The following is a 17098-nucleotide window of genomic DNA, read 5'->3' on the forward strand; positions in this document are numbered from 1 at the left end:
TGAAGTTATATGGATATTAAACAACTTATTAAAAATATTTTTTCTAACTGGGGCATCTATGCATTAAGCATGATTGTCTCAATATTTCTTACTCCATTTATTATAGGATCATTGGGAAAAGGGTATTATGGTATATGGGTGCTGATTAATAGTTTAGTTGGTTATATGAATATCCTTGATTTTGGGGTTAGGCCAGCTGTTAACAGATATGTAGCAAAATATATCGGACTAGATGACAATGACGGTATTAGGCGTGTTATTTCCTCGTCAAGTATTATTCTGCTAGGAGTTGCTTGCATAGTGGTTGTCATCACATTTATTTTTGCTCATTTTTTGCCATTAATCTTTAATATTCATGAGTTAGATTTTCATGCCATTAAACTTTCGTTAATCGTTGTCGGGTTGGGTTTCGCTATTAGTTTGCCGTTGCAAATATCTGGCGCAGTTCTTGGAGCGTATGAGAGGTATGATATTCAGAATTTGAATAAATTTTTGATGCTAATAGCTCGGACTTTATTGATTGTTTATTTTTTGAAAAATAATAAAGGAATATTGTGCTTATCTCTTATTGTGTCGATAACCGGAATTGTTCAGTACTTGTTGGATTATATATCAGTTTCGACAATTTTTCACAAAGTGACGATTTCTTTGGGTTATTTTGACCCTGATCTTCTAAAGAAAATTTTATCGTTCGGATTTTTTAGTTTTATTATCCAAGTTAGTCTCCAGATTACTTATTATATAGATGTGACTGTTGTTGGTGTATTTTTATCAACATCTGCTGTTGCGGTATATTCGATATCGGCATCATTGGTTGAATATAGCAGGCAGCTTGTTGGTAATATGACTAGAGTATTTACACCTTCTTTGACAAAGCTTTTTTATAAAAAACGTGTGGATAAGATTTCAGAATATTATGTAGTGGCCACGCATTATACATCTGCTATATCTTTTCCGCTTGTTGCTGGTTTGGCAATACTGGGAGATGAGTTTATATTGCTTTGGGTAGGGGATGGCTTTTCGTCATCATATAGTATTATGTTGATTCTGTTGATTCCTCAAATAGTTGGACTTTCGCAGCAAATGTCAGCTCAGGTAATGTTTGGGTTTGGTAGAAATGACGTTTTGGCTTATCTTGAGATGGTATCTGCGTTTTTTAATTTGTGTTTAAGTATTGTTTTGGTGAAATTATTAGGGATGATTGGGGTGGCGTTGGCTACAGCTGTTCCTCTTCTAATAACGCATACTTTTCTTCTGCCATATATCGTTTGTCGTCGTTTAGATTTGTCAATAAGTAAATACATAAAAGACGGATATTTTAAGTCAATTCTCAATACATCAATCATGGCATTATATATTCTTTGTGTTAAAAGTATTTGGCCATCAGATTCTTGGATTGTTTTCTTGTCAACAGTAACTACTGCCGTACTGCTATATGGCTCAACGGGTTGGTTTATTTTGTTAGATGTCCGGACTAGAGAGAAAATATTAAGATATGTTAATGGGTTAAGTCAATATAATGTTTGATCTGTCTATTATTGTTTGCACTTATAATCGTGCGATCTCTCTCCAGAGGCTTGTAGATGGTTTTTGCCGTTGTATTGCGCCATCAGATTTAACTTGGGAACTGATTATAGTTGATAATAACTCCACTGATAATACATATTCTGTCCTGGAGGAAGCAAAAGAAAGTCTTGAGAATGTGACATATGTTAAGGAGCTGAAACAGGGGCTTTCGTTCGCAAGAAACAGGGGGATAGTTGAGGCAACGGGGCGTTTTCTTTTTTTTATGGATGATGACGCTGTTCCCTGTAGGAAATTTTTAGTTGCAATTCAGGAGGCTTTTGATCGATTTCCTGGGATTAGATGTTTTGGGACTAGGGTGATTTCATACTTCCCAAATAAGCCTGAATGGTTTGCGGTTGAGGGGCCTTATGCGTTAACTGGTATATTGGGAATATTTGACTTGGGGGACGAGGCAAGGCCGTTAACAGAAAGGGACCCAAATCCCCTAGGTTCCGGTTTATTAATTGAAAAGGAAATATTTTCCGAGGTAGGCTATTTCGACACGGATTTAGGGGTCAAGGGGGGGCAAAAATATCCAAGGCGTTCAGAGGATAGTGAGTTGATGAGGAGGGTCAGGGAGAAAGGGATTACTATTTGCTATCTCCCAAAACCGTTAGTGCACCACTATCCAGACTTGAATCGTTTTAATATGAAACATCTTAAAAAAATGTATATTGGAAGTGGGCTCGGAATTGGCGAAACTGTAAAATTCGAGGGGAAAAGAATATTTGGCGTTCCTCGATATTATTTGCGTGTTCTTTTGTCATGTTTTGGTAAATTTGTATGGTTTTATCTGCATGGAAATGGTGAGGCCTATGTTTATTATAAAACTCGATTCTGGCTTCATTTGGGGATGGTGTTAGGATCTTTAAGATTTCCCTTCTTCTCCTCAAAAACATAGCATTTTTCTGAATTAAAAAAAGGCAGTGCGTCGGTGGTAAAAACACACTGCCTGCCTTAATAATTTTGCCTGTAGATTATGGCGCTGGTGTAATCTTAATCCAGCATAGCTTAGTGTATGGGTCACTACCTGTAAATGTCAATGTTAGCCTTGAGTCTTTGACTTGTATAGTTTGTGTCCTTGTTATCCATGGATTTGATGAATCAACCCCTTCCTGATTTATTATAGTAACTCCTTCTGCATGTACGCTATTGAGTTCTTCTGGGGTTGGCCATGCGGGATCTCCTACTGATACTTCAACATCATAACTTCCGTTTGGAACAGATATTTCCCAAATCGCAGTTGGGTTGACAGCAATAAATGTATCATAAGCTTGGTCAGGAGACAATGTGCTATTTCTGTCTCTGATCGCTTCAATGTCATTGTTTATCCATCCATAACCATCGGTAGTGTTAAAGTCGTTTCCTGTGTCGGGAAGATAATCACTTGGAATTTCAGAGGTCTCTGGTTGGAAGTTAATGGCGTAACTTGCCGTGCTTTCAGTTGTGCTCGGTACTACCTGGAAATCTTGTACAGTGGAAATAAATTCGATGATCTGCTGTGGTGCAGAAAGTATTTCTGGGCTACCGTCTGATGGGACGGCAGCGATCTGGACAAAAAATGGGTATTGGTCTACGTCAAAACTGCAGGTAAGGGATGATGTTGTTGCCGGGTTTTCGTAGTTCTCGCAAGCGACGGTTTTGTTGGTCATCTGATCGTCATAGGCGTAATACATTTTATAGCCGCTGATACCGGAGGAATCGGCGATATTCCAGCTAATGGTCAAGGTTTGGCTTGATGCCAGTGAAATTGCAGGCATAAGCAGGGTCAATACGATAGCCCCCCAGATTCCTTTTTTACTCATGGTAACCTCACTTGATGGATAATCCGTTTTGGCAGCAAAAGTCGTTTCTTTTGTGTTTTTTTTGGACCTGTTTGTTAATATGCAAATTAGGTGCCTGTTTGAGCTGCTGCCCCGGTGGAGAAGGTTGTACAAGCGGTGTGCCTGTTCGGCATCAGTGAATTACAGGCATAATACATTTACCGCCTTTAAGAACTTTAATTTTTAGAAATCTGCCAGTGTGGAATATTCAGGGTCTGTGATCATGCTTCCAGAAGTGCTGGAAAGAAACTTTGAGTATTAAGAGTGCAATTTGTCAGACTGTGAACAGATCTTTTCCCGCGCAGATGCATTGATAAAAAACATCAGGGCAGTACGCCGATTTTGATCTTGAGCATTCTTTAAGAATGATCAGGTCGAAAGTATAAACCTGCTCCAGGAGATATTCAATGAAAAGGAAGAAAATTCTGTTCGTTTCTTACTACTATCCTCCGGCCGCTGGCCAGGCGCTTCCAGGAACCCAGCGCAGCGTGAAATTTATTCGCTACATGGATAGGTTTGAAAAATATGTTATGACAGTACGGCCAGAGTTGTATCCTGGTTATTTTACTCTGGACCATCCTGCCAGCTTGCCGGTGAATGGAGAGCAGATCGTCAGGACCGAAGTTTACGATATTTTCCAATTTTTAGTAAAGGTCAAAAACAGGCTACTGTTTCGACAGAATGGATCTGGTGCAGATGAAAATGAGCAGGATACAGGATCATCGGCTTGTAGTGGCGTATGCGGAAATGGAAATGCAGGGACTTTTCAAAAGTTGAAAGATATTGTTTCCGCTATGCTGACCTATCCAGATGAGGCAAACTGTTGGATTTTGCCTGCTGTCAGAAAAGGCAGAAAGTTGATAAAACAGGAAGGTGTTGATTATGTCTTTGCCACCGGCAAGCCGTGGTCTGCGCTTATTGTTGCTTTTTTCCTGAAAAAAAAAGGAGTTCAGCTCGTTATTGATTTTCGAGATCCCTGGGTCAATAACCCTTTTGAAACCAATATTTCAGGAGTGAGAAAAGCTGTTGATAAATTTCTCGAGAAAAAAGTGGTTCGAAAAGCCGACAGGGTTTTGCTGAATACTGAAGATCTGCGGCAGGAGTTTCTGAGACGTTACCCGACAGAACCAAAAGAAAAGTTTATTACCATGACAAATGGATATGATGCTGCCGACTTTGCTGTCAGTCTACAGGCCCCGAAAGACGGGGTGGCTTGTGAAGATAGAGATAACCTGGTTTTGACGCATGCCGGTCTGCTCTATGGTCTGCGTGATCCTATTGCCGTATTTAAGGCACTGGATCGGTATTATCAGCAATATAAAGAAAATCCTGAGGTAAATGTCATCTTTCGTCAGCTGGGAGACATTACTCTGGATTATAATTACCAGGATTATCTGCAATTCGATTCAAATGTAGAGGTATTTGACAATGTTGGGCAGGTACCATACAGCGAGTGCCTCGGCTATTTGTCCAGGTCGGATGTGCTCCTGATTATACAGCCTGATACAAAAACACAGATCCCCTCCAAGCTGTTTGAGTATATTTTCTTGAACAAGCCCATTCTGACCATTGCGCCACTGGATGGGGCGCTGGCCGCCATGATTAAACAGTACGGATTCGGTAAAATTTACGATCCCAGCGATGTAGATGGTATTCTGTCGTACTTTCATGATAAGGTGAAGGAGAAAAAGGAAAAGGGATACCTGCGCTGTGATTATGTTCATAGAGAGCGCTTTGATATAAAAAACATTACGGCTGAGTTTGAGCAGCTGCTGTTGGACGGGGCTGTCGCTTGAGATATGAGAAGCTACAGGGTGCGGTCGACTTGCGGATTTCTCCTGTTGCTCTTCAACTTTTTCCTTTCCATGAATGGTATTGTGCATGGTGCGACAGAGGAAGAGAGCCAGCAGGTTTATCGAGTTGAGATCTCCCGAGATACTGTAGTTTCATCGGTTCCCGGTGAACAGTCCGGTAATTGCGGTAAAAATAAAAGATTAAAAGTGAAGAGCCTGCAGGAGATGGTGCTCTTTGACATTGACTACCGTGCTGTACAGGGCAGGCTCATCTCTTCCGCTCTGCTTCATGTTCGTTCTGCTTCCCCGGTTAAAGCACCCCTTGCCCGGATAAGCGTATCTTCACTGGCCAGTCCTTGGGTGGAGGGCAATTCATCACGATATAAACCTGAAACAGGTAGTTCCTGTTTCAGGCAGGCCCGTTACCAGCAGCAGGAGTGGGCGTATCCAGGGAGTGATCTGATGGATGTTGTGCTGGGCCGGGGGAATACACTGTGGCGGTTTGCAGACTGTACTATGCCGGATGCTCAGGGGTGGCAAACCTGTGCAGTTGATCCAGCTGTAGTCGCAGCCCGTGTGAGTGGCCTGAGTTACGGTTTCTGTATGTATGATGACCTCGGTACAACCTGGTCGATTGTTTCCGGAAAGTTTGCAGAGGATATCCTGCCCAATCGTTTTTTTTACAGCCGGGAATCGTTGATAGGCAAGCCATTTCTGGAAATCCGTGTGGGGGACAGGGATACTGTTGCACCGCAGTCGGTGGAGAATGTTGACGTTGTTACCAATGGTCTTCCTGCCGGTGAAGCCGTTGTTTCCTGGAAGACTCCTTCTGATTACGGTGGAGGCAGAACCCTTGGTTTTCATGTAGAATATGAACGCGGAGATGGAACCAGGGCTGCATTCCCCCGTTATCTGGTTCCAATGGCCAGTCAGACCGGCGAAACTGTCCGCATGCGTATCAGGGATTTGTCTTTTGAAGGGGGCGAGACCATTACGCTCTCGATTACTGCTGTGGACAGTGTGGGGAACAGGAGTGCGCCGTTCATAAAGAACATTACCCTTGCCTCGGATCCCAGCCGTGCAGAACTGGAGGAATCTGACATCACGCCATTCTCTTCCTCAACAGACCTGCCTGTGGTTCATGGTCTTAAAGTTTCCGTTGTTGATGTTCTGGATAAGATAGACCCTGTTACCGGGAAAATGATTCCTGTTCAACAGCACGGGTATAAAGGCGGGAACCATCTCTATTCAGCCGAGAAACGGCTTGTACGCCTGCAATCTGCACGAAACGAATTTGTTGCTTTTCAGTTGAACCTGAACGGAGATTCGCCTCGTGTCAGGGTGTCAATGGCCAAGTATATTGACCCACATAAGGCCAACAATTTTGACCCATTTCGAGGCTGAAACGGCAGCCGTTTGGCTGTATCCTCTCTCCTTTTCCCAACCATACAAACCGGGAGGAGGAGGCAACCTTGAAGGGGTGGAACATGATACACAAAATCAAAGCGTTACATAGCAATGGGTCGGGGATGTCCATCCGTGGCATTGCGCGACGGCTGGGGATCTCCCGCAACACGGTCCGGAAGTACCTGGCCATGTCCGAGGAGGAGATCCAGGCCCGGCAGAGCAACCGTGAGAGGCGCAAGCTCCTCGATCCCCACCGGGCCTACATCCGGCATCTCATGGAGTCGTTTCCCGGCTTGAGCGCGGTGAAGATCCACCGCAAACTTAAGGAGAAACACCCTGACCTGCCGGTGTCGATCCGTACGGTGCGAAGATACGTGGCCCGGCTCAAGCAGACCTCCACGCTCAAGCAGGAGCGCTATTACGAGCCGGTTCTGGACATGGTCCCCGGGGTCCAATGCCAGGTGGACCCCGGCGAGTTGCGGGGAGTCCTGGTGGCCGGCCAGCCGACGACCGTCTACTTCGTGGTCTTTGTCCTCTCCTATTCGAGGCTGATGTACGTGGGGCTTTCTCCCCGGCCTATCGACACCGGCACGTTCATCCGCATGCACGACGCAGCGTTTCGGTACTTCGGCGGTCGGCCCGAGGAGTGCGTCTACGACCAGACCAGGCTGGTGGTGATCAAGGAACGCTACCGGGAGCTGACCCTCAACGAGCAGTTCCATGGCTATGCCACCGTAGCCGGTTTCCGGATCCGGGCCTGCGAGGGATACGACCCCGAGAGCAAGGGCAAGGTGGAAGCCGGGGTCCGGTACTTAAAGGGTAATGGACTGGCCGGGGAGCATTTTGACTCCTGGGCCGACCTGGAAGCCTATATGGCCGAATGGCTCGACGCCACGGCCAACGCCAGAAAGCACGGCAGCACTGGCGAGTCACCGCGGCAGCGCTACGAGCGGGACGAACGCGGCCACATGCGGCCGTACCTCACCCCGAGCATCGACTTCACCCCCGCCTGCCGGGAGACCCGCAAGGCGGACAAGACCGGGCTCGTCTCCTGGAAGAGCAACCGTTACTCGGTGCCCATGCGTTACCAGCGCGCCACGGTGGGGGTGCGCGAGGAGCAGGACTTCCTGGTGTTCCTGGACCTGGAGACCGGCGAGGAGATCACGCGGCACGCCCTGTGTCACGGCCGGGGCCAGGTGATCAAGAAGAAGTCCCACTACCGGGACAAGGCCCGGCGGATCGCCGACTGCGAGGCGGAGATCCAGCGCCGCCTGGGCGACGACGGCATCCGCATGAGCGCCCTGCTCAAGAAGGGCGCGCCGGACATCTACAAGGACCAGCTGACCGGCCTGATCCGCCTGCTGGACCGCCACGGGATCCCGGCCCCCCTGCTGGCGCATCTCCTCGACCAGCCGCGCCTGACCACCTCCCGCATTGAGGACTACCTGGAGGCGTACCGGAAGCGCCCGGACCTGCTCGACGAACTGCGGACAGGCCAGGAGCCCCGGGAGCGGCCGGCAGCCGCGGCCGACAGCGCCACCAGGGCCATGCTGCGCCCATACGCCGCTATCTGCGAGACAGGGGAGGTGAGCGATGCCGTCCATTGAGACCACCGTTGCCAAGTTCCGCGGCCTGCGCTGTACCAGCATCGCCGCCGGCCTCCCGGACCTGCTCGCCGCCGCCGAGACCAACGAGGTCTCATACCTGGAGTTCGCCGACATGCTGGTGGAGCACGAGCGCCGGCAGCGCAACCACAAGCGCATCCTCCGCAACCGCAAGGCGGCGGGCTTCCCCACAATCAAGCGGCTGGAGGAGTTCGACTACAGATACCAGACCACCATCACCAAGCGCCAGGTCAACGCCCTGCTCGATTTCTCCTTCATCGACAACCGCGAGAACCTGATCTTCATCGGCCCCCCGGGCGTGGGCAAGACCCACCTGGCCATCGGCATCGGCCACAAGGCCGTCGAGGCCGGCTACAAGGTCCTCTTCACCCGGGCCGCCGAACTGGTGGAGTCACTCGACCTGGCCCTGGCCAAGGGCGAGCTCAAGGCCAGGATAACGGCCCTGGCCAAAAACGACCTCCTGATCATCGACGAGCTCGGCTACCTGCCCATGAACAAAACCGCGCTCTACAACCTCTTCCAGCTCGTCAACAGCCTGTACGAGTACCGCTCCATCGTCGTCACCACCAACAAGGAGTTCACCGCCTGGGGCGACTTCTTCCACGACGACAACGTGGCGGTGCCCATCATCGACCGCCTGGTCCACCACTCCCGCGTCTTCATGCTCGGCGGCGAGAGCTACAGGCTGCGCCAGAAGCTGACAGGGTGACCGCCATGCAGGAGCGTCACGACAACGCATATCGCCTCCGTGGTCTCGACCTGGAACTCTCCCAGCCCGCTCTCCTTTCGGGCACCGGACAGGCTCTTGGCCAGGGGCCTCGGGTGGGTCAATTTTTTTGTCCGGGTGGGTCAATTTTGTCGTCCGGTAGTGGGTCAGTTTTTTTGGCTATTGACAGTCAGGGTAACCTTGAACTTTCCTGGTCATCCGAGGATCAAAACCAGGGTGTATCGATTTTCTTATGTGGAGTTGCCGAGCAAGGACTTGGGGCCAACACGCTATCTTCCCGATCCGCTTGTTGAGGAAAGGGGAGAGTTCGTAGTTCCGTCAAATGTCGGCCCTGTCAAGATTCCTGGTCAGCAAAACGTTTCTCTGCTCTGTGAGTTGTATGTTCCGCATGATTTTCCGGCCGGAACTGTTCTGGGGCAGCTGTCTATTACTTCCGGTCCGGAGACTTTCGAGATTCCTGTAATGCTAACAGTATGGAATTTTACCTTGCCCAACAAACTCTCGTTTGTTCCGGAGATGAACGCCTATGGAACGGTCTCTCCTTTTGAGGGGTATGACTATTACCGGCTGGCCCACGAGCATCGGACCTGCCTTAATCGCCTGCCCTACGGTTGGACAGGTAACCCTGCCTTTGCACCAAAGTGGGATGGAGAAAGGTTTACATGGACATCCTGGGACCGGGCCGTTGGACCGCTGCTTGACGGTACGGCCTTCCAAGGTCTGCCCCGCAGTGAGGAGCCGGTTGATGTTTTTTATCTTCCTTTTAATGAAAACTGGCCCGTCAATCTGTTTGATCATTATACGCCTTCGTACTGGGCAGACAGCGCGTTTGATGCGAATTATGAAGATGAACTCACCCGGGCCTTTTCCCTGTTTGCCGAACACTGTAATGAAAAGGCCTGGCATGAAACTATGCTGCAGTTTTACCTGAACAATAAATTACGGTACAGGCGGAAGAATCCAGCAAGCTCCGCACCCTGGACTTTTGATGAGCCTGTAGACCTGAAAGACTTCTGGGCGCTGCGTTGGTATGGCAACCTTTTTCACGCTGCAGTGGCAGCAAGCAGTGGGAAAGCTAAGCTTTGCTATAGGGCTGATATTTCGTACTCCCAGTTCGGTAGGAACACTCTTGTGGGGGTGACTGATATGGAGTATCTAGGCGGAAATACTCCCCAGAAAATCAGGATGAAAGAGAATGACGCATTACTTGCTGAAGGTTATTTTGCAGAATATGGAAACGTGAACCGGATTAACGCGGAAAATACCCTGCCGGTTCTCTGGTGCCTGGCTGCCTGGAGCAGGGGAGCAATCGGGGTGCTACCCTGGCAAACTGTGGGGACCAGTCGCAGCTGGCTCCTCGCTGATCAGAATGCACTGTTTTATCCAACGGAAAATGGTCCGGTGCCATCGTTGCGTCTGAAAGCATTTACCAGGGGGCAGCAGGATGTTGAATATCTTGTTCTATACAGTTTTGCTCATGACCAGCCGTTTCGGGTAACTGCTGGACTGCTTAAGAGTGAACTCGGGGACTGCAGTCGAGTGTGTACAGAAGTTCTGCAGAAGATGCAGGCCTGCAGAAGTTTCAGCCTGTAAGTCCTGCCAGATTGTGGGAACTGCGTTACAGAGTCGGGCGGATGGTTTCAGAAAAGTCCCCACCATACCAGAGGGAGCTTGTACGTCGAAACAGGCTGATCAGGGAAGGTGTTTCATTGCCGGAGATTGGCTATGTGCCCTCGGCACCACCGGTTGTGCCGCTGAAGCCGGCCTGTGACAGGTTTGCCCCCCGCTAAAAACGGACATAAACAAATTCCTGTACTTCGGGCTGGATGTACATGAGAATAAAAAAAACTTGAATGAAATAGAATGTAATTATTGCATTGACTTTGATATAGTGAATAATTTGTTTTCTGTGGTGCTGCTTCATTTGGCTACCTGTTAAAAATTCTTCGCAGAATTCTCTTGAAACGCCACTGGTACTGGATCTGTATTTCTCCTATTATAGCCTGTTGCAGATAAAACCAGAATTTAAGCGGGGGAGAGATGTTGATTTTTGAGCCGATGGGTTCATATCCGAGTTGTGTTAGTGTCTCTCCGGCAACGGTTTCAAACACATTGATCTGAAATGATGATAGATCCGTCATCCATTTTTGGGTAAGCCGTATGTCCGGTTTCCTGAACACATTTTTGCTCTGTTTCCGTTTGGTAATTACAGTTGAGTGTTCATAGTAATTCGTTAACTCACTCGCGTAGGGTTCATCGATGAAATCGCATATTTTTTTCAGCTCTTCCACATGGTTTCCGATCAGGTCTTCAAACTTGATAATATAGCACCTTTCCTGGTGCTGTCGGGCAAATTCCAGTTGGGTGTTGACCTCGCGCTGCCAGCGGAGGGCCCCATAGTATGTATTTACTCCAAGTCCCCACATGTTTTTGATGTAGGAGTTGGCAACAGCCCTTCCGTCTCGAATTATGAATATGATTCTGGCATCTGGAAAGGCAGCGCTCAGCGGGCCGAGACAGTGTGTAAGGTCTGGATCTTTTAATCCCCACCTCTTTTTCTTATTCTGTTCAAGAAATTTTTCCAGGTTTGCCCCCAATGACTCTTCCATGGCAAGGTCGATGTCTGCCATGATCTGTTCGCGGGTTCTTCCTTCACTGAAAATTTTTGTGACACCAGGAATTTCATTGCGGATAAAGATGTCCGGATGAACGGTGAGGATTCTGCACAATAACGTTGTTCCCGACCGTTGTGTGCCGATGATGAAAATGGGAGGCTTCATTGGGCGTCCTGCTGGAGTTGAATGGATGTGTTTGAATAGGGAGGTTAGGTATCAGTTTTTCAGCAATAATAGCGCTGAGTCTCTTGTTACCATCGATGTTCGGATGACCATCTCGAAAAAACAGTTTTTTTTGTTCCTTACCTTTGCGTAATTGTTCATATTCCTGGAAAACAGGAATATAGGGGATATTGTTCACCCTGCAGAATTCTTGCAGGTTTTTATTCTGGTATACTCCTCCGAATTCATCAGTGATAATCCGACCGTCTATCAGTATGAAGTGAGCACCATCTTTGTTAACATCTGATTGAAATTGTTGTAAAATTCTTAAGGTGACCGGCCAGGCCTTCTCGCGCATTACTTTTTTTCTGGCTTCCCTGGGATCTGTAATATTTGTGTTATCCTCGGTGGTTTCCTGGTTGAGCCGAAAGCGTATTTGCTCGAGAAGCGTATTGGCCTCGTTATATAACCTGCTTTCAAGGAGTTTGTTGGCCAGGAGGCGAAAGAGCAGGGATGATTTTTTTATGCGTGCCATTATGCTGGTCTCATCAACCGGCTGGGGAGGCACAAAGATTAGCTCATTGTTTTTGTTAATTTCAAAATAGGGGGATCGTGTTCTTTTGTGCGTCTCGAAAATATTGTCATGGAAGTCACTCATGAAATAACAGATGACGATATCCGGTGAAAAATATTTACCAATATATTTATAGGTGAGGTATTGACTTACTGTGGAGTCCTCAGCTGACGCCATATTAAGGACTTCAACAGTAATGCTTGGCTGCTTCCGGTTGATGTAGGTCTCAAGCAGGCTGGGAATAGTGTACTCTATCGGTACGCCTTCCGCTGTGGTCAGCGAATCTCCATAAATATGAATTCGCAGTGTGTTTTCTTTTTTCTGCCGGGTTCGCTCTATATCATGGAACCCCTGGCTGTTACTTCTGAAGATATTTGAATAACCTTTCTCGACATATCCATATGTCTCCTGGTTAGGGCAGAATCTGTCTCCCATGACAGGGTCATGGTAATAACAGGTGTTGTCGACCGGGATAAAAATTCTGGTCCATAGTTCGGCAACGCCTGTGGCAATCAGGAAATCAATACTAATAAAGAGTGACCAGAGAAGAAGTTTGCCTTTGTTCACGATTGCTGTTCAGTCTTTCTCTGGAGTTTGATATTGTGGTGTGTCTGTTTTTTATTTGGATTGTTCTGCCAGTTCAGCCAGAAAAAGAAGAAATTTTTCGCCAAGTATTCTCTGCCCTTTTTCATTGAGATGTCCGCCATCAGTTGTATAGGTGGGTACGAGCTCAAAGTTTACTATTCCTCCTTTCTTGACCACGCGTCTGCTGCCATCTGGGTTTGTTGATTCATGTTTTGCAAGATCGAAAATAGGTAATTCGTTCTCATATGTTGCAAGGAGCAGTTCATTGAATCGGTTAGCAGAACTGTGGTCATACTGATTAACCTTGCCGATGATTTTTTTAATGATATCTTTAACTCGCTTTTCCAGGCCACTCAATCCAGGTGCATAGCATGTCAGCGGAGTTGTAACAACGGCAAAGGTAGTGTTAGGGTATTTTTTGATCAGGTAATTCATTGTTGCACTGTACTTGTCAAAAACATCTTTGATATCTGTTTCAGGATTAAAGTCAACAAAACAGAACTTGAAGAAAGCTATGTCAGTGGAGTCACCATAGCCTGCTTCAATCTGTTCGCGAAATCCGTCGATCTTGGTGTAGGGATAAAAATTTTTTCCTACCCCGCCATGGACAAGCGCAGGCTTTGTGATGATTTTTCCAACATTTTTGGTCAGCAGTATGTTGAGTTTGATATTTTGATGTTCTTCAAGAATCAAGGTCAATCCCTGCAGGATGTTATTGCCGACAGAATGGTGGCCAAAGAATATCTTTTTCTGTGCAAGTTTGTCCCAGGTTGATTGTGGCACGTCCTGCAGTGAACTGTAAGCGGGTCGAGGCCCGCTGGCAGCTGACGCCGTCATTACCGAGCATATCATGACAAGGATGAACAGTACCATGGGAAAGATTTTGTGGTCTGCACACATGTTACGCCTCTTTCTGTTAAGCTTATCTGAAGGTATATGAAGGACGAGTTTAAATGTACTGTAAAAAAGTTTTTATTACAACCCGGTCAAGATCTGTTCAAAGCGTTGTATAAATAGTAATCTTCTGTTTTCAGAGGAAAAATCCATGATCGGGATGTGGATTAGGTGTTGGGAAAGAAAGCGCGTGTTTTCGTATCCACAGGGAAAGGTCGCCTGCATATTGCGGTAATAGTTTGGCGGATCAGGCCAGGCATTGAAGAGAAAGTATCCTGATCGATTGAGTTTCTGCAGGAAAAGATGAATATTTGAAATGCCGGACATTGTGAAAGATAGAAAGGCATACGACGGTACAGTCTCCGGTCTAACATGGATGAGTTGTATCTCCGGGTATTGTCTCAGGCTGTTATAAAGGTCTTTCCAGGCCCATCCTTGTTTCTGGTGTACTTTGTCAACCTGGTTCAGATTTTTGAGGAATCGCCGGGTAATTAAAGTGCTCGGCAGTCCGGTTTCCAGAGAGCAGGTCAGGTTTTCCTGCATGGGAGGCTCAGACCCCAGTGGAGGAGTCCGACTCTTCAGATAAGCATGAATGATACGAAGTGCTTTTATGGTTGAGAGGTATTCCCGTGGTGAGCTGCGGGCAGCGGCACCATCTGTAGTGCAGGGCAATGGTTTGCGTGATAACACGATTCCCCCGTGTTCATTCCCCAGTACTGTTTTGTACATGGAGAGTATTACCCAGTCACCAAAAGAACCCGCTGGTGTCTGGTTGCAGGAACCGCCGAAGGCCCGAGCACAGTCCTCAATGATGAGCAGGTCCGGATATTCAGCTTTAATCAGGGCTATGTCAGGATTGATATAGCCAAAGGAATGATCAATGAGAAGGCTGGCATCTGCCGGGGAGTGGTTATTCAGATAGTCGCGCAGCAGGTTAACGCGCATGTGCATGGTTTGAGGATCAACATCTATATGAACAGGAATTTTGCCTGCCTGAAGAACCAGTGCGGAAATTTCAGGACAGATAAAGCCGGGTAAAACGACAGTGGATCGTTTTTCATGCTTCAGTGCCTGAAAAAGTAATGTCCCGGCCCGTTTGCCCAAATAGATACACGGATATTGCGGAAATATTTCCTTTAGGCGGTGTCGCACTTGTGAAAATATCTCTGCGTAACCAAGCATGGATTGTTATTTTCAGGTTTTTCAGTGGTGTTGTTATGGGGCTGAAGGGCCCATGTCACACCCTGGCCGAGGATAGCAGGCCGTTGAAAAGCTGCCGCGCTTGATGATCCTGCGTCAAAATTCGGCTCAGGTAAGCAAGCTCGAAGTCTGCGCTTATCTGCGAAACTCCGAAATGCTCCTGCACTCCGTGTACACTACGCTTTTTCGCCTCATTTTTCCTTGTCTCATCTTCGTTCGCTACGTTTTTCAATGGTCTGATAGCCTATTGTTTTCGTTTGAGGATTTTTCGTAATCTTGTTTCCATATTCATTTTCTTGACAAGGGATCGCAGGGCTTCTTCTGTGGAGCTTAGGAAGCGCTGCAACTTTACCGCAACTCTCCAGAAACCTGGAGATGTAATGCGGGCCTCATAAGCGTCACATGAGTCATTGCCCAGAATTTTTTTGTATTCATTCTCTCCGAAACCAAAATTCAGTTCAGTCGGTTTGTCATGTTTGTAGAGATCCTGTAGGGCAAGAAAGTTTAATACAGAGCCGACCCCTGACTTTGAAAATGCAGGATCGTATCCGCATTCAGCATGATGGAAAACCCCATTGTATTGAAAACCAATCAGAAATGCCACGGGCTTCCTGTCAATTTGGATGAGATAGCTGCGCAACCATCCTCTTTCGGCTATATGCTGGTAAAATGCGATATCCCGGTCACTGTTTCTTGTTTTGGTGCCGAAAGTTTTAGCCTGCCATGTTTTTGGAAACAACGTATTGATGGCATTGAGGAAGTCTGGAACATGTGAAGGTTTCGTGGTTTTTAGGAACTCCACCCGGTCCGGAAATTTTTTATACAGACTGCGGACTCTACGACGAATTTTACCCCGGGTTTTGCCCTTGAGAGAGGCAAGCCAGGTTTCATAGGAATCTCCCAGGATGTGTTTCCGTATTTTTTCTGTTTTAGGTGAGGTAAATGTGAGTTTAAAATTCATGATCTGAAACTTGTTGTTTTTGCATTGTTCGTACAGGCGAGAGCTGCGGGTCAGATTTTCCAGGAGAATCAGATCAAAAGCGGAGTGCTGTTTTTTCAGAACATGGAAAATTGTTTCTATGCAATGGTAGGTATCAGCATGTCGTGAAAAAATAAAATCGCTATCCAGGACTTTCAGCAGCCGGACCTTGGGGCCGGGAAAATGAAACACACTGAAGGTGAAAGTAAGTCGGGTTTCAAGAATCAGGCACGGGGCCACGCATTCTATTGTGTTTTCATGAAGCAGTAAAATAATGAGCGGTTTGGCGTTCCCGGTTTTTTCCAGGTGATATTGTATGATTTCCGGATCCTGCCAGAAGCTGAAGTGTTCCGCGTGTTCACTCAGGAACTGTTTCCATGCAGGGGTGATCTTCTGAAGGTCATGAATGCTGGAAATAAGCTGTATCGTGTCAGGATGATTTTTTCCTGCAGGCTGTTTCATGGGCATATGGCATGTACCCCGTGTTGAAGATCTATGCTACGGTTTTTCAGAGCAGGAAGTATCATCTCCATAATAAATGGTACTTTTTCGTTGTTGTCGTGCAGAAGAACAATGTCCCGTGGTTGAAGAGTGTTTATGAGGCGGTTACCTATCGTGGAGGCAGTATCCTGTTTGTTGACTCCCCATTCACCTCCCTCATTGGACCATAGAACCGTTTTTAATCCTTGTGTTCTGGCAAGCAGAAGGGTGATGGGTGAAATAAAGCCTGCTGGTGGACGATAAAGAATCGGTTTATTGCCGGTTTTTTCTTCAATAATTTGCTGGCATCGGATAATGTCTCTTAAATATACTTTAAAAGAGGGTATCTTTTTATAATGGTGTGAGTAGGTATGGTTGCCGATGGTATGTCCCCGTTGAACAATCATTTCAAAGATATTGGGGAACATCGCAACTTTTTCCCCAATCACAAAAAAAACCGCATGAACATTATACTCTTCTAGCTGCTCCAGTATCCGAGGAGTAATTTTTTCGTCCGGGCCATCATCAAAGGTGAGAATAACAGCGTTGCCCGCAGAGGATGGAAGCCTGTGTACAAGAAAACTGTCTGGAATGAGAGATTTTATAGTATTTTTTATATATCCCGGCGAAAACATTAGATACTGGGCTGCTCTCTGTTTGGGTGGTTA

15 protein-coding genes are annotated in these 17098 nt (G+C 47.0%); 7 read left to right on the forward strand and 8 right to left on the reverse strand.

The window, feature by feature from the left end:
• Nucleotides 1-9 precede the first annotated feature (9 nt).
• Both GF1_RS00290 and GF1_RS00295 read left to right on the forward strand, forming a co-directional pair.
• Complete coding sequence (locus GF1_RS00290) at nt 10-1527, forward strand: lipopolysaccharide biosynthesis protein (RefSeq protein ID WP_267927631.1); 1518 nt, start codon at nt 10-12, stop codon at nt 1525-1527.
• Nucleotides 1520-2467, forward strand: a complete 948-nt coding sequence (locus GF1_RS00295) for a glycosyltransferase family 2 protein (RefSeq protein WP_267927632.1) — start codon at nt 1520-1522, stop codon at nt 2465-2467. Before GF1_RS00290 ends, GF1_RS00295 begins: the two co-directional genes overlap by 8 nt.
• A 76-nt stretch (nt 2468-2543) precedes the next feature.
• Here GF1_RS00295 and GF1_RS00300 read toward each other — a convergent pair whose 3' ends face one another.
• The gene (locus GF1_RS00300) at nt 2544-3371 is read right to left on the reverse strand and encodes a hypothetical protein (RefSeq protein ID WP_267927633.1); all 828 of its coding nucleotides are present in this window, start codon (nt 3369-3371) and stop codon (nt 2544-2546) included.
• A gap of 425 nt (nt 3372-3796) precedes the next feature.
• Here GF1_RS00300 and GF1_RS00305 point away from each other — a divergent pair, with 425 nt between their 5' ends.
• The 4 genes from GF1_RS00305 to istB all read left to right on the forward strand — a co-directional run bounded on the left by GF1_RS00305 (nt 3797) and on the right by istB (nt 8923).
• On the forward strand, nt 3797-5185 hold the full coding sequence (locus tag GF1_RS00305) for a glycosyltransferase (RefSeq protein WP_267927634.1): 1389 nt from the start codon (nt 3797-3799) through the stop codon (nt 5183-5185).
• A gap of 45 nt (nt 5186-5230) precedes the next feature.
• On the forward strand, nt 5231-6586 hold the full coding sequence (locus GF1_RS00310; RefSeq protein ID WP_267927635.1) for a hypothetical protein: 1356 nt from the start codon (nt 5231-5233) through the stop codon (nt 6584-6586).
• 83 nt (nt 6587-6669) lie between these two features.
• Nucleotides 6670-8196 carry an IS21 family transposase gene (istA, locus tag GF1_RS00315; protein WP_267927636.1) on the forward strand — a complete coding sequence of 509 codons (1527 nt, stop codon included), beginning with the start codon at nt 6670-6672 and terminating at the stop codon, nt 8194-8196.
• Nucleotides 8183-8923, forward strand: coding sequence for an IS21-like element helper ATPase IstB (gene istB / locus GF1_RS00320; protein ID WP_267926245.1), 741 nt, complete (start codon nt 8183-8185; stop codon nt 8921-8923). The genes istA and istB overlap by 14 nt, the downstream gene beginning before the upstream one ends.
• Here the strand turns inward: istB and GF1_RS00325 are convergent.
• Nucleotides 8893-9045, reverse strand: a complete 153-nt coding sequence (locus tag GF1_RS00325; protein WP_267926244.1) for a hypothetical protein — start codon at nt 9043-9045, stop codon at nt 8893-8895. The genes istB and GF1_RS00325 overlap by 31 nt on opposite strands.
• A gap of 112 nt (nt 9046-9157) precedes the next feature.
• Here GF1_RS00325 and GF1_RS00330 point away from each other — a divergent pair, with 112 nt between their 5' ends.
• Complete coding sequence (locus GF1_RS00330) at nt 9158-10534, forward strand: glycoside hydrolase domain-containing protein (RefSeq protein WP_267927637.1); 1377 nt, start codon at nt 9158-9160, stop codon at nt 10532-10534.
• A gap of 335 nt (nt 10535-10869) precedes the next feature.
• Here the strand turns inward: GF1_RS00330 and GF1_RS00335 are convergent, their stop codons facing one another.
• The 6 genes from GF1_RS00335 to GF1_RS00360 all read right to left on the reverse strand — a co-directional run bounded on the left by GF1_RS00335 (nt 10870) and on the right by GF1_RS00360 (nt 17065).
• Nucleotides 10870-11721, reverse strand: a complete 852-nt coding sequence (locus GF1_RS00335; protein ID WP_267927638.1) for a sulfotransferase family protein — start codon at nt 11719-11721, stop codon at nt 10870-10872.
• Nucleotides 11624-12859, reverse strand: a complete 1236-nt coding sequence (locus GF1_RS00340) for an SGNH/GDSL hydrolase family protein (RefSeq protein ID WP_267927639.1) — start codon at nt 12857-12859, stop codon at nt 11624-11626. The genes GF1_RS00335 and GF1_RS00340 overlap by 98 nt, the downstream gene beginning before the upstream one ends.
• A 51-nt stretch (nt 12860-12910) precedes the next feature.
• Nucleotides 12911-13750, reverse strand: a complete 840-nt coding sequence (locus GF1_RS00345; RefSeq protein WP_267927640.1) for a hypothetical protein — start codon at nt 13748-13750, stop codon at nt 12911-12913.
• Between the two features lie 102 nt (nt 13751-13852).
• Entirely contained in the window at nt 13853-14953 is a 1101-nt protein-coding gene (locus GF1_RS00350; protein ID WP_267927641.1) for a DegT/DnrJ/EryC1/StrS family aminotransferase, read from the reverse strand.
• A 262-nt stretch (nt 14954-15215) separates the two neighbouring features.
• Nucleotides 15216-16412: a GNAT family N-acetyltransferase gene (locus GF1_RS00355; RefSeq protein ID WP_267927642.1), complete on the reverse strand. Its 1197-nt coding sequence runs from the start codon at nt 16410-16412 to the stop codon at nt 15216-15218.
• Nucleotides 16409-17065: a polysaccharide deacetylase family protein gene (locus tag GF1_RS00360; RefSeq protein ID WP_267927643.1), complete on the reverse strand. Its 657-nt coding sequence runs from the start codon at nt 17063-17065 to the stop codon at nt 16409-16411. Before GF1_RS00360 ends, GF1_RS00355 begins: the two co-directional genes overlap by 4 nt.
• Nucleotides 17066-17098: the final 33 nt, after the last annotated feature.

The organism is Desulfolithobacter dissulfuricans (assembly GCF_025998535.1).
GTDB classification, from domain to species: Bacteria; Desulfobacterota; Desulfobulbia; order Desulfobulbales; family Desulfobulbaceae; genus Desulfolithobacter; species Desulfolithobacter dissulfuricans.

What these genes read in the sequence shown, in the direction of transcription:
- GF1_RS00290 (WP_267927631.1), top strand. Translation starts at nt 10, where the DNA reads ATGGATATTAAACAACTTATTAAAAATATTTTTTCTAACTGGGGCATC.
- GF1_RS00295 (WP_267927632.1), top strand. Translation starts at nt 1,520, where the DNA reads ATGTTTGATCTGTCTATTATTGTTTGCACTTATAATCGTGCGATCTCT.
- GF1_RS00300 (WP_267927633.1), bottom strand. Translation starts at nt 3,371, where the DNA reads ATGAGTAAAAAAGGAATCTGGGGGGCTATCGTATTGACCCTGCTTATG.
- GF1_RS00305 (WP_267927634.1), top strand. Translation starts at nt 3,797, where the DNA reads ATGAAAAGGAAGAAAATTCTGTTCGTTTCTTACTACTATCCTCCGGCC.
- istA (WP_267927636.1), top strand. Translation starts at nt 6,670, where the DNA reads ATGATACACAAAATCAAAGCGTTACATAGCAATGGGTCGGGGATGTCC.
- istB (WP_267926245.1), top strand. Translation starts at nt 8,183, where the DNA reads ATGCCGTCCATTGAGACCACCGTTGCCAAGTTCCGCGGCCTGCGCTGT.
- GF1_RS00335 (WP_267927638.1), bottom strand. Translation starts at nt 11,721, where the DNA reads ATGAAGCCTCCCATTTTCATCATCGGCACACAACGGTCGGGAACAACG.
- GF1_RS00345 (WP_267927640.1), bottom strand. Translation starts at nt 13,750, where the DNA reads ATGGTACTGTTCATCCTTGTCATGATATGCTCGGTAATGACGGCGTCA.
- GF1_RS00350 (WP_267927641.1), bottom strand. Translation starts at nt 14,953, where the DNA reads ATGCTTGGTTACGCAGAGATATTTTCACAAGTGCGACACCGCCTAAAG.
- GF1_RS00355 (WP_267927642.1), bottom strand. Translation starts at nt 16,412, where the DNA reads ATGAAACAGCCTGCAGGAAAAAATCATCCTGACACGATACAGCTTATT.
- GF1_RS00360 (WP_267927643.1), bottom strand. Translation starts at nt 17,065, where the DNA reads ATGTTTTCGCCGGGATATATAAAAAATACTATAAAATCTCTCATTCCA.